The sequence below is a fragment of the Aeribacillus sp. FSL K6-2833 genome (genome assembly GCF_037965815.1).
Classification (GTDB): domain Bacteria; phylum Bacillota; class Bacilli; order Bacillales; family Aeribacillaceae; genus Aeribacillus; species Aeribacillus composti.
This window is the reverse complement of the sequence record NZ_CP150189.1, coordinates 800,851-813,388: the sequence shown is the minus strand read 5'-3', so window position 1 is coordinate 813,388 and position 12,538 is coordinate 800,851. Positions and strand designations below refer to the sequence as shown.

Annotated in this window: 8 protein-coding genes and 3 rRNA genes; 2 read left to right on the top strand and 9 right to left on the bottom strand. The window is 44.6% G+C overall.

Annotated elements, in window-relative coordinates; translation table 11 throughout:
* Positions 1-90: 90 nt before the first annotated feature.
* The 3 genes from rrf to NSQ94_RS04005 form a co-directional block, all read right to left on the bottom strand.
* Positions 91-206: ribosomal RNA gene (gene rrf, locus NSQ94_RS04015) — 5S ribosomal RNA — on the bottom strand.
* Positions 207-343: 137 nt separating this feature from the next.
* Positions 344-3,311 (bottom strand): 23S ribosomal RNA (locus NSQ94_RS04010).
* Between the two features lie 138 nt (positions 3,312-3,449).
* A 16S ribosomal RNA gene (locus tag NSQ94_RS04005) occupies positions 3,450-5,002 on the bottom strand.
* The 16S, 23S and 5S rRNA genes sit together here, the layout of an rRNA operon.
* Before the next feature lie 1,208 nt (positions 5,003-6,210).
* Between NSQ94_RS04005 and NSQ94_RS04000 the strand changes: the two genes are divergently transcribed.
* The gene (locus tag NSQ94_RS04000; RefSeq protein ID WP_063386249.1) at positions 6,211-6,573 is read left to right on the top strand and encodes a YgzB family protein; all 363 of its coding nucleotides are present in this window, start codon (positions 6,211-6,213) and stop codon (positions 6,571-6,573) included.
* 24 nt (positions 6,574-6,597) lie between these two features.
* On the opposite strand, the gene perR is transcribed toward NSQ94_RS04000, so the two are convergent.
* The 6 genes from perR to NSQ94_RS03970 form a co-directional block, all read right to left on the bottom strand.
* On the bottom strand, positions 6,598-7,041 hold the full coding sequence (perR, locus tag NSQ94_RS03995) for a peroxide-responsive transcriptional repressor PerR (protein WP_186439264.1): 444 nt from the start codon (positions 7,039-7,041) through the stop codon (positions 6,598-6,600).
* Positions 7,042-7,286: 245 nt separating this feature from the next.
* Positions 7,287-7,757 (bottom strand): thioredoxin-dependent thiol peroxidase, encoded by a 471-nt coding sequence (gene bcp / locus NSQ94_RS03990; RefSeq protein WP_063386251.1) that lies wholly within the window; start codon positions 7,755-7,757, stop codon positions 7,287-7,289.
* Positions 7,758-7,818: 61 nt separating this feature from the next.
* Positions 7,819-8,223: an ion channel gene (locus NSQ94_RS03985; protein ID WP_063386252.1), complete on the bottom strand. Its 405-nt coding sequence runs from the start codon at positions 8,221-8,223 to the stop codon at positions 7,819-7,821.
* Between the two features lie 140 nt (positions 8,224-8,363).
* Positions 8,364-9,149, bottom strand: a complete 786-nt coding sequence (locus tag NSQ94_RS03980) for an ABC-2 family transporter protein (protein ID WP_063386253.1) — start codon at positions 9,147-9,149, stop codon at positions 8,364-8,366.
* Between the two features lie 4 nt (positions 9,150-9,153).
* Positions 9,154-9,945, bottom strand: coding sequence for a daunorubicin ABC transporter permease (locus tag NSQ94_RS03975; RefSeq protein WP_339230203.1), 792 nt, complete (start codon positions 9,943-9,945; stop codon positions 9,154-9,156).
* Positions 9,938-10,972, bottom strand: a complete 1,035-nt coding sequence (locus NSQ94_RS03970) for an ATP-binding cassette domain-containing protein (RefSeq protein ID WP_339230201.1) — start codon at positions 10,970-10,972, stop codon at positions 9,938-9,940. Before NSQ94_RS03970 ends, NSQ94_RS03975 begins: the two co-directional genes overlap by 8 nt.
* Positions 10,973-11,134: 162 nt before the next feature.
* On the opposite strand from NSQ94_RS03970, the gene NSQ94_RS03965 reads away from it, so the two are divergent.
* A complete protein-coding gene (locus NSQ94_RS03965; RefSeq protein ID WP_130158649.1) occupies positions 11,135-12,436 on the top strand; it encodes a glutamate-1-semialdehyde 2,1-aminomutase in 1,302 nt (433 codons plus the stop codon).
* Positions 12,437-12,538: the final 102 nt, after the last annotated feature.

Genomic DNA, 12,538 nt, shown 5'->3' with positions numbered 1-12,538 from the left:
ATTACTATTATGTAGAATGCCTCATTTTCTATAGGCTGAATCAAATTGAAAGAAATAAACTTACAACTTCTTTTCTATTGTAAAGTGATTGCCTGGCAGCGTCCTACTCTCACAAGGGATAGACCCTCACTACCATCGGCGCTGAAGAGCTTAACTTCCGTGTTCGGGATGGGAACGGGTGTGACCTCTTCGCCATTGCCACCAAGCAAATTATTGTATTCATTTGTTCCATTCAGTGGATAGACAACTACTATTATAACTTTTTGACCGTAGTTGTCAATTCCTTTTTAAACATGATCTTTCAAAACTAGATAACGGTTCCTTCACGAATAGATGCTCTTTCTTGGTTAAGTCCTCGATCGATTAGTATCCGTCAGCTCCACGTGTCACCACGCTTCCACCTCGGACCTATCTACCTCGTCATCTTCAAGGGATCTTACTCGCGTTTAGCGATGGGAAATCTCATCTTGAGGGGGGCTTCACGCTTAGATGCTTTCAGCGCTTATCCCTTCCGCACATAGCTACCCAGCGATGCCCCTGGCGGGACAACTGGTACACCAGCGGTGCGTCCATCCCGGTCCTCTCGTACTAAGGACAGCTCCTCTCAAATTTCCTGCGCCCGCGACGGATAGGGACCGAACTGTCTCACGACGTTCTGAACCCAGCTCGCGTACCGCTTTAATGGGCGAACAGCCCAACCCTTGGGACCGACTACAGCCCCAGGATGCGATGAGCCGACATCGAGGTGCCAAACCTCCCCGTCGATGTGGACTCTTGGGGGAGATCAGCCTGTTATCCCCGGGGTAGCTTTTATCCGTTGAGCGATGGCCCTTCCATGCGGAACCACCGGATCACTAAGCCCGACTTTCGTCCCTGCTCGACTTGTAGGTCTCGCAGTCAAGCTCCCTTCTGCCTTTGCACTCTCCGAATGATTTCCAACCATTCTGAGGGAACCTTTGGGCGCCTCCGTTACCTTTTAGGAGGCGACCGCCCCAGTCAAACTGCCCACCTGACACTGTCTCCCGCCCCGATCAGGGGCGCGGGTTAGAATGTCAGTACAGCCAGGGTAGTATCCCACCGTCGCCTCAGCGCAAGCTGGCGCTCACGCGTCTCTGGCTCCTACCTATCCTGTACAAGCTGTACCCACATTCAATATCAGGCTGCAGTAAAGCTCCACGGGGTCTTTCCGTCCTGTCGCGGGTAACCTGCATCTTCACAGGTACTATAATTTCACCGAGTCTCTCGTTGAGACAGTGCCCAGATCGTTACGCCTTTCGTGCGGGTCGGAACTTACCCGACAAGGAATTTCGCTACCTTAGGACCGTTATAGTTACGGCCGCCGTTTACTGGGGCTTCGGTTCGCACCTTCGCTTTTCGCTAAGCGCTCCCCTTAACCTTCCAGCACCGGGCAGGCGTCAGCCCCTATACTTCACCTTACGGTTTCGCAGAGACCTGTGTTTTTGCTAAACAGTCGCCTGGGCCTTTTCACTGCGGCTCATCATGGCTTATCACCTTGATGAGCACCCCTTCTCCCGAAGTTACGGGGTCATTTTGCCGAGTTCCTTAACGAGAGTTCTCTCGCTCACCTTAGGATTCTCTCCTCGCCTACCTGTGTCGGTTTGCGGTACGGGCACCTCTCACCTCGCTAGAGGCTTTTCTTGGCAGTGTGGAATCGGGAACTTCGGTACTTCCTTTCCCTCGCCATCACAGCTCAGCCTTCCGGCAAGCGGATTTGCCTGCTTGCCAGCCTAACTGCTTGGACGCGCACATCCAGCCGCGCGCTTGCCCTATCCTCCTGCGTCCCCCCATTGCTCAAACGGTGAGGAGGTGGTACAGGAATATCAACCTGTTGTCCATCACCTACGCCTTTCGGCCTCGGCTTAGGTCCCGACTAACCCTGAGCGGACGAGCCTTCCTCAGGAAACCTTAGGCTTTCGGCGGAGGGGATTCTCACCCCTCTTTCGCTACTCATACCGGCATTCTCACTTCTAAGCGCTCCACCGGTCCTTCCGGTCCGGCTTCGATGCCCTTAGAACGCTCTCCTACCGCTGACACCAACGGTGTCAACCCGCAGCTTCGGTGATACGTTTAGCCCCGGTACATTTTCGGCGCAGAGCCACTCGACCAGTGAGCTATTACGCACTCTTTAAATGGTGGCTGCTTCTAAGCCAACATCCTGGTTGTCTAAGCAGCTCCACATCCTTTTCCACTTAACGTATACTTTGGGACCTTAGCTGGCGGTCTGGGCTGTTTCCCTTTTGACCACGGATCTTATCACTCGCAGTCTGACTCCCAAGGATAAGTCATTGGCATTCGGAGTTTGACTGAATTCGGTAACCCGATGGGGGCCCCTCGTCCAATCAGTGCTCTACCTCCAAGACTCTTCCCTTGAGGCTAGCCCTAAAGCTATTTCGGAGAGAACCAGCTATCTCCAAGTTCGATTGGCATTTCACCCCTACCCACACCTCATCCCCGCACTTTTCAACGTGCGTGGGTTCGGGCCTCCAGCAAGTGTTACCTTGCCTTCACCCTGGACATGGGTAGATCACCTGGTTTCGGGTCTGCGACCTCGTACTATTTCGCCCTCTTCAGACTCGCTTTCGCTGCGGCTCCGCCTTTCGGCTTAACCTTGCACGAAATCGCAACTCGCCGGTTCATTCTACAAAAGGCACGCCATCACCCATCCCGGGTCCCCGCAAAAGCCTGCTTTTGTGGGTGGGAATAGGGCTCTGACTACTTGTAGGCACACGGTTTCAGGTTCTCTTTCACTCCCCTCCCGGGGTGCTTTTCACCTTTCCCTCACGGTACTGGTTCACTATCGGTCACTAGGGAGTATTTAGCCTTGGGAGATGGTCCTCCCTGCTTCCGACGGGATTTCACGTGTCCCGCCGTACTCAGGATCCACTCGGGAGGGAACGGAGTTTCGACTACAGGGTTGTTACCTTCTCTGACGGGCCTTTCCAGACCTCTTCGTCTACCCCGTTCCTTTGTCACTCCTTAATCGAGTGTCCTACAACCCCAAGAGGCACGCCTCTTGGTTTGGGCTGTTCCCGTTTCGCTCGCCGCTACTCAGGGAATCGCTGTTGCTTTCTCTTCCTCCGGGTACTTAGATGTTTCAGTTCCCCGGGTTGCCCTCCATACCCTATGGATTCAGGTATGGATACTGCCCCATTACGGGCAGTGGGTTCCCCCATTCGGACATCTCCGGATCGACGCTTACTTACAGCTCCCCGAAGCATTTCGGTGTTTGTCCCGTCCTTCATCGGCTCCTAGTGCCAAGGCATCCACCGTGCGCCCTTTCTAACTTAACCGTTTCTTCCTAACATGAGCGATCTATTCGTGAATGTCTTTCCGTTATCCAGTTTTCAAAGAACAATCAAGAAGGATATGATCCTTCAAAACTAAACAAAACGGAAAAGCGCACCCTATTTCAATGTATATATCCTTAGAAAGGAGGTGATCCAGCCGCACCTTCCGATACGGCTACCTTGTTACGACTTCACCCCAATCATTTGTCCCACCTTCGGCGGCTGGCTCCCGTAAGGGTTACCCCACCGACTTCGGGTGTTACAAACTCTCGTGGTGTGACGGGCGGTGTGTACAAGACCCGGGAACGTATTCACCGCGGCATGCTGATCCGCGATTACTAGCGATTCCGGCTTCATGCAGGCGAGTTGCAGCCTGCAATCCGAACTGAGAGTGGTTTTTTGGGATTCGCTCCACCTCGCGGTTTCGCTGCCCTTTGTACCACCCATTGTAGCACGTGTGTAGCCCAGGTCATAAGGGGCATGATGATTTGACGTCATCCCCACCTTCCTCCGACTTTTAGCCGGCAGTCACCTTAGAGTGCCCAACTGAATGCTGGCAACTAAGGTCAAGGGTTGCGCTCGTTGCGGGACTTAACCCAACATCTCACGACACGAGCTGACGACAACCATGCACCACCTGTCACCCTGTCCCCGAAAGGGGAACGCCCTATCTCTAGGGTTGTCAGGGGATGTCAAGACCTGGTAAGGTTCTTCGCGTTGCTTCGAATTAAACCACATGCTCCACCGCTTGTGCGGGTCCCCGTCAATTCCTTTGAGTTTCAGCCTTGCGGCCGTACTCCCCAGGCGGAGTGCTTAATGCGTTTGCTGCAGCACTAAAGGGTGGATACCCTCTAACACTTAGCACTCATCGTTTACGGCGTGGACTACCAGGGTATCTAATCCTGTTCGCTCCCCACGCTTTCGCGCCTCAGCGTCAGTTACAGGCCAGAGAGCCGCCTTCGCCACTGGTGTTCCTCCACATCTCTACGCATTTCACCGCTACACGTGGAATTCCGCTCCCCTCTCCTGCACTCAAGTTCCCCAGTTTCCAATGGCCGCTCGCGGTTGAGCCGCGAGATTTCACATCAGACTTAAGGAACCGCCTGCGCGCGCTTTACGCCCAATAATTCCGGACAACGCTTGCCACCTACGTATTACCGCGGCTGCTGGCACGTAGTTAGCCGTGGCTTCCTCGTCAGGTACCGTCAAGGTACCGCCCTGTTCGAACGGCACTTGTTCTTCCCTGACAACAGAGCTTTACGATCCGAAGACCTTCTTCGCTCACGCGGCGTTGCTCCGTCAGACTTTCGTCCATTGCGGAAGATTCCCTACTGCTGCCTCCCGTAGGAGTCTGGGCCGTGTCTCAGTCCCAGTGTGGCCGGTCACCCTCTCAGGTCGGCTACGCATCGTCGCCTTGGTGAGCCGTTACCTCACCAACTAGCTAATGCGCCGCGGGCCCATCCTGCAGTGACAGCTAAAAGCCGCCTTTCAACCGAAAACCATGCGGTTTTCGGTGTTATCCGGTATTAGCTCCGGTTTCCCGAAGTTATCCCAGTCTGCAGGGCAGGTTGCCCACGTGTTACTCACCCGTCCGCCGCTAACCTAAAGGAGCAAGCTCCTTCGGTTCGCTCGACTTGCATGTATTAGGCACGCCGCCAGCGTTCGTCCTGAGCCAGGATCAAACTCTCCAAAAAAAGTTTGTTACCAAATGCTCTTTTAGAATCAACAGGCACGCTTTTCGTTTTGTTCAGTTTTCAAAGATCATTTCCGATCAGGTTTTTTATTCTAGCAGATAAATGAAGTTATGTCAACAATCGGAATAAAATTTTTAAACTTACATTTATAGATTATTTTGCTGTTTCGAAGATTATTCATCTTTTCAACAGCGACGCTTTATAATATATCATCATGAAATTTTAGTGTCAACACTTTTTTTAAAAAATATCAATAAAAACTGCCAACGCCTGTTCCTTTGATTCTAAACAACTGAATCCGCTCGATTAAATATTCCAGCAGCACACTTAATCCGCAAAATACAGTCTGACTTTAAGATGTTCAAATAACTCGGAAAAACATTTTTTGAGCCGCACAGAAATCAGCTATTGAACGGATTAGACAGCCAAACGCAATATAAAAATAATTTGAAACGTTTTTATACTGCCCTTTATCATATTCAATTAATTCAATTATTTATACAGCTTGGTTTACTTGAGCACATATAGCAACCAGAAACCGATCACTTCCGGTCTTTACAAGTGATGCAGTGCAGCAACAATATGATTATATGCTTCAAAGATATCGTTTTGCATCAACAATGCTTTTCCTTTAGCCAACACTGTCTAATTAATTTTGCAAATTCAACTGAATTTTTCCACTTTCTCTCTTCTGGTTGAGTTCCTGATTATCTTCGACGATGGTAACTTTTCCGCCCCGAAATGGTAATGTATTTTAACGCTCGATTCAGATCGGAAAGATACTCGTTCCAGTCAAACAATATTTTTCCATTATTTAAACATCAGTCGATAATTCTCCGGCTACTGCCTAAAAAATTTGTTGCTATATTGAGTGCTGCCTTTTCATTAAGTAATCCATAATATTTTATAATCAAAGGTTTATCGGAGGTTTGTATAAACAACAGCAGCAAAGCAAAGGCCAAATAATCGGATTGCAGAGAAGCAGCATTCTTTTTCTATTAAATAATACAGCTAATGTATCTGGATGGCGAGTCCTTTCTTTAAGTGTATATAGATTCGCTGCAAATCATTTATTCATCCGCTGTCTGAATAAAACACATTAAACAAAAGCTTCTATAAATAAAAAAAGAAATACTGTTAGCAATTGGCCGTTCTGTGACGAAAAAAAAGTGAAAATATGCTATAGTAGTGTTCAGGAGGTTTGTACAATGGCTAAAAAATATACAAGCAAAATAAATAAAATCCGCACTTTTGCCTTAAGTTTAGTATTTGTTGGTTTTATCATTATGTACATAGGCATCTTTTTCAGAGAACATGTATGGGTCATGACCATTTTCATGCTGCTTGGTTTATTATCCATCATCGGAAGTACTGTCGTCTATTTCTGGATCGGGATGCTATCGACGAGAGCTGTTCAAGTTGTATGTCCTTCATGCGGGAAAGTGACAAAAATGCTCGGTCGTGTGGATATGTGCATGTATTGCAGAGAGCCTTTGACTCTTGATAAAGAGCTTGAAGGCAAAGAATTCGACGAAAAGTACAATCGTAAATCAAGGAAAAGAGAAAGCTGATAGTTTGTTTTCCTACCAGCTTTCTCAGTGCATATTTTTTTCTTTTTGCTGACATGCAGGGCATTTCCCGTATATTTCCATTCGGTGGTGGCTAACTTTAAAGTTCGTTACATGCTCTGCAAGATCCTCCACCTCGTCTAAACCTGGATAATGGAAATCAACGATTTTTCCGCATTCCTCGCAAATGACATGATAATGCTCCGTTGTCACAAAATCGAATCGACTAGATGCATCGCCATACGTTAATTCTTTTACCAGTCCAACTTCACGAAATACCCGAAGGTTGTTATAAACAGTTGCAACACTCATGTTTGGAAACTTACCTTCTAACGCTTTATATATATCATCAGCAGTTGGATGATTCATTGAATTAACTAAATACTCCAAAATCGCATGACGCTGCGGAGTGATGCGGACTCCCGTTTGTTTTAAAATTTCAAGAGCTTCCTTTAACGTATTGTCTGACATCGCCATGCACCTCATTTCTTGAAAACATTCTTATTTTGTATCATTATTACTTTATAATATTTATAATTAGTGTACATTGATTATAAGACTTTTGTCAATGGGAGCGTTTAATTTAGTAGAACATTTTATCTATCCATTGAAAAAATGCACCAATTTAAGAAAAAGATTTTCGCTTTTGCACGGGAAAAAGCGGGCACAAATGCCCGCCTTGACAACATAGGGTGAACAGAGCAAATCATTTGCTGTCATTCTTCTCTATTTTGAATAAATGTGAGAGCTTCTTCAACATGTCCTTTCACTTTTACTTTTCGCCATTCTTTCACTAATATTCCTTGTTTGTCTATAATAAAAGTAGATCGTTCGATTCCCATGTATTCTTTTCCAAAGTTTTTCTTTAATTTCCATACTCCGTATTGTTCCGCAACTTTATGATCTTCATCAACGAGAAGCAAAAAAGGGAGCCCGTGCTTCTCTTTAAATTTTTGATGTCGTTCCTGCGGATCAGGGCTTACTCCTAAAATGACGGCATCAAGCTCTTGAAAGCTTTCATATTTATCGCGAAAATCGCACGCTTCCGTTGTGCATCCCGGAGTCATATCTTTCGGGTAAAAATACAGCACTACATATTTTCCTTTAAAATCAGAAAGTTTTACTTTTTCTCCAGTGTCAGCAGTCAGCTCAAAATCTGGTGCAGGCTTTCCCACTTCAGCTGCCATATCTAATCCCTCCAGTTGTTCATTTTATCTTCAGCGTACCGAATTTCGCTTCATGTTACAACTATTGTTTCTTCTCAATATCAATCATTGTTTTGGCAACAACAACCGTAGGCAATATGTAGCCAATCATCGCCTGTACAATTGCAATCCACCTTCCAATGCCGAAAGGAGTGATATCCCCATAGCCTACAGAAAACAGCGTAACTGCACTAAAGTATAAGCAGGTGGTTAAATTTTCTAAATACGTCCCATAAAGAGGCCGCCCAGATTCAGCTAAAATCGGAAAGCCGTATTGAGTTAAAATTAAATAAATCACACCAAATCCTAACAAAAAAGAGGCATATACTAAAGCAATTAAATATACAGTTTCAAACGTAAGGAACGTACCTCTTTTCACAGCAGAAAACATCGTTCGAATGCTCATAACCAAACAGAACATTATCCCTGTTCCTACGACAATCGCCATAATTTCCCCCGAAAATTATTGTTTGTACATGTTATTCAGCCTTATTGAATTTTATCACTAGCTAAAGGAAACTTGTTCGTCAACCAAACTGATGTCAACAGCCTCTTTGAATTTTATCGCTTAACGAAAGGAAACTATGATCAGCTTCCTGCCCCTCGATATCGCTTCACTCCAATATTCCAAATAATAACCGACAAAATAAAAAACAGAAGGCCTATCACAGGAGTTAAAAAAGCGTAAATATACCAATCCGTTTTTCGTAAAAAATAGGAAGCCGGATAAACTCCCACAAAGGCAAACGGCAAAATCCACGTTAAAATAAAACGTATCACATCGTTGTAAATATTTACTGGATAGCGGCCGTAGTTTCCAATGTTATACATCATTGGCATAATCGATGTTTTTGCATCCGACCAAAACCCAATCGATGCAAGCGCAACAAAAATACTGCCGCAGACAAGGGTGCCGCCAAATACAAATAGAATAAAAATAAAAATGTCATACCAATGAAAAGTAAGATTCAGCCGGGCTGCTGCATACCCCATGACAACAAGCCCTGTAATAACGCCAAAAAGCGATTCAAGCTCCATTCTCTCCAATATCACCTGAAACAAACTGTGGATCGGTCTCGTTAAAATGCGATCCATTTCACCGTTTACAATATATCGTTCATTAAAATCCCAAATGTTAAAAAAGGTGCTGAATAAAGCATAAGGAACTAAGAAAAAGCCATAAATGAAAATAATTTCATCTCTTTGCCAGCCGCCAAGCGATTCTGTATGTCCAAATACGACGAGAATAAAAACTAAATTTACTGCCTGAAACAATAGATCAGACAATATCTCTACAATCATATCCGCTCTGTATTCCATCCTTGTTTTTAAATATTGAGCGATATATTGAAAAAACATTGACACATAAAACATCTTTTCACCCCCCTTGAATAATCATTTTTCTTTTCGCAACCGCCCACATAGCACAAATTGGAATGATCAATAAAATGGACCAAAACAATTGAAAAAGAATAGCGTCTGTAATTTCAGCCTCTTGGAATCCTTTTGTAAAGATCATGCTTGGAATATAACTGATTGCTTGAAAAGGCAAATATTCCATTATTTCTTGAGCCCAAACTGGGTAGAAGCTAATGGGGAGCAGCAGTCCGGAAAACAAGTCAATGATGACGCGTTTCGCTCTCATTAGTCCGTCGTTGTTAAATAAGAAAAAAGCTGAGATTCCTGTCAATAAATTAATTTCTGTATTAATAACAAAACTAAAAAATATGGAAATGGCAAAAAAAGACCACGCCTGCCAATCAAGCGGCAATTCGAGCGGAAAAATAAAGCTTACAATCACCATTCCAGGCATGGAAAAAAAGAAAAGGCGAAAAACGCCTTCTCCAAACGCCTGCATCGTTTTCATGCCAAGATAATTGTAGGGACGAATCAGCTCCACTGCCACTTTTCCTTCTCTAGTTTCCATTGCGATTTCCCTGTCGATGTTGTTAAAATAAAATGCTCTTGCCATCCATGAAATTGCCACGTATGTCACCATTTGCGCTGCATCTAAACCTTGAATGCTTTCTTTTCCCCCATAAATGGCTGTCCATAAAAAGTAGTAAGCACCGATATTAATGCTGTATATGAGAATTCCAGAATAATAGTTTGTCCTGTAAGCGAGCATCATTAAAAAACGGATGCGGATCATTTCCAAATATTTAGACATTCATGATCACCTTTTCTAAGTTACTGTTCGCATCACCTTTTTCATAAATGTTGCGTATAATCTCCTCCGTTGATATTTCTTTAATGCTTAGATCCACGATAGTTTGAGCCTTCATGACGCGGCTAATGATTTCCGGCATTTCCTCATGATTCGCAATTTGCGCGATCCAAACATTGCTTTTATCTCCCTTCATCCATTGCACGTGAAAACCATTCGTTAATTGCAATATAAGGGATTCATCAACAGAAGAGGCAAATTGAAATTCAATTTGCTTCCCTTTTCCCCAATTCCCGCGCAAATGGTCCAAAGAGCCGTCATATATAATCTTTCCTTCATCAAGCATTATGACGCGTTCACACAATGCTTCTATATCCGCAATATCATGTGTCGTCAGCAAAATCGTTGTTTTGTATTTGGCATTTATCTCTTTCAAAAATTCACGAATTTTCAGCTTGACTAAAACGTCCAAGCCGATCGTCGGCTCATCCAAAAATAAAAGAGGAGGATTATGAATTAATGCTGCGGCAAGCTCGCATCTCATCCGCTGCCCTAATGACAGCTTTCGCACCGGCTTATCTAACAAAGGGCCGATATCCAGCGTTTTAATGACATGATCCATATGTTCGTTATAATCTTGATCGGACACTTTATATACCTTTTTTAAAAGCCTGAATGACTCTTGAACAGCAATATCCCACCAAAGCTGTGAACGCTGTCCGAATACAACACCGATTGTCCGGACAAACTTTTCCCGTTCCTTATGAGGATTCATATTGTTCACCAGGACCTTCCCTGATGTCGGTGTTAAAATCCCTGTTAGCATTTTGATCGTTGTCGATTTTCCTGCGCCGTTTTCACCTATATAACCCACCATTTCTCCCTGTTTCACTGTAAAGGAAATATCATTAACAGCTCTGTTAATTTTATAGTTTCTAGTGAATAAATCGCGAAAAGCCCCCTTTAATCCAGAGCGGCTTGAATAGCTCTTAAATTCTTTGCGCAAATTCTCTACTTCAATGACATTCATAGCTGCAACCTCCATCGATCAATCACAAACATTAGTTTACTCGAATTATTTGAAATTAACAATTTGCATGCACCTTTTTTCTTTTTTATGAAAAGTGCTAGAATAAACGAGGATGCTTGAATATTTTTGGCTGTACAGTTAAGTAAAAAAGAAGGTGAAACAATGAATTTTACAAAATCAGAACAGCTGCATAAAGAAGCGCTCGAACATATTGTAGGAGGGGTAAATAGCCCGTCCCGTTCTTATAAAGCTGTCGGCGGAGGAGCACCTGTTGTAATGGAGCGGGCGCAGGGCGCCTATTTTTGGGATGTTGATGGCAACAAATATATCGATTACTTAGCAGCATATGGCCCGATCATCACCGGCCATGCACACCCTCATATTACAAAAGCAATCAAGCACGCTGCCGAGACAGGCGTCCTATATGGAACACCGACGCCTCATGAAATCAAATTTGCAAAAATGTTAAAAGAAGCTATCCCTTCTCTAGAAAAGGTCCGCTTCGTCAATTCTGGAACAGAAGCAGTAATGACAACAATTCGAGTTGCCCGTGCATACACAGGAAGGGATAAAATCATTAAATTTGCCGGGTGCTACCATGGACATTCCGATTTGGTGCTTGTCGCAGCAGGATCAGGTCCATCGACCCTTGGAACGCCTGATTCCGCAGGGGTACCAAAAAGCATTGCTCAAGAAGTTATCACTGTACCTTTTAATGATGTGGAGGCGTTTGAACAAGCTATTCATAGATGGGGAAATGAAGTTGCAGCCGTTTTAGTTGAACCAATTGTCGGAAACTTTGGTATTGTGGAACCTAAGGAAGGATTTTTAGAAACAGTCAAACAGCTTACTCACAAAGCAGGCGCGCTGCTTATTTTTGACGAAGTTATTACAGCGTTTCGATTTATGTACGGCGGTGCCCAAAATCTGCTTCATGTAGAGCCTGATTTAACCGCACTTGGAAAAATTATCGGCGGAGGCCTTCCGATCGGAGCTTACGGCGGCCGTAAAGAAATTATGGAGCAGGTGGCGCCATTAGGACCGGCTTATCAGGCAGGGACGATGGCAGGAAACCCTGCATCGATCTTAGCAGGAATTGCTTGTTTGGAAGTGCTGAGCGAAGAAGGAGTTTATGACTATCTTGATAAGCTCGGCAGGATGCTTGAAGAAGGCATTTTAAACGCTGGAAGATCATATAATATACCGATCACCATCAACCGTTTAAAAGGTGCATTAACAGTATATTTTACACGCGAAAAGGTGACGAATTATGAGCAAGCCGAAAAAACAGACGGAGAAATGTTTGCTAAATTTTTTAAACTGATGCTTCATCAAGGCATTAATTTGGCGCCGTCTAAATATGAGGCCTGGTTTATTACAATCGCTCATACAGAAGAGGACATTAAAAAAACCATTTCGGCAGTCGAACAATCGTTTAAACAGCTTTCACATGACAAAAAATGAGTCTTACTAAAGCGCCTACTGCACAAGCAGGCAGAATGAAAAAGTAAATCTTTAAGCAGCCTGAGCCCGATATTTATGGACTCAGGTTGTTTATTTCTTTTG

Coding starts and splice junctions, on each gene's coding strand:
- NSQ94_RS04000 (WP_063386249.1), top strand. CDS start 6,211: ATGGCTAAAAAATATACAAGCAAAATAAATAAAATCCGCACTTTTGCC.
- perR (WP_186439264.1), bottom strand. CDS start 7,041: ATGTCAGACAATACGTTAAAGGAAGCTCTTGAAATTTTAAAACAAACG.
- bcp (WP_063386251.1), bottom strand. CDS start 7,757: ATGGCAGCTGAAGTGGGAAAGCCTGCACCAGATTTTGAGCTGACTGCT.
- NSQ94_RS03985 (WP_063386252.1), bottom strand. CDS start 8,223: ATGGCGATTGTCGTAGGAACAGGGATAATGTTCTGTTTGGTTATGAGC.
- NSQ94_RS03980 (WP_063386253.1), bottom strand. CDS start 9,149: ATGTTTTATGTGTCAATGTTTTTTCAATATATCGCTCAATATTTAAAA.
- NSQ94_RS03975 (WP_339230203.1), bottom strand. CDS start 9,945: ATGTCTAAATATTTGGAAATGATCCGCATCCGTTTTTTAATGATGCTC.
- NSQ94_RS03970 (WP_339230201.1), bottom strand. CDS start 10,972: ATGAATGTCATTGAAGTAGAGAATTTGCGCAAAGAATTTAAGAGCTAT.
- NSQ94_RS03965 (WP_130158649.1), top strand. CDS start 11,135: ATGAATTTTACAAAATCAGAACAGCTGCATAAAGAAGCGCTCGAACAT.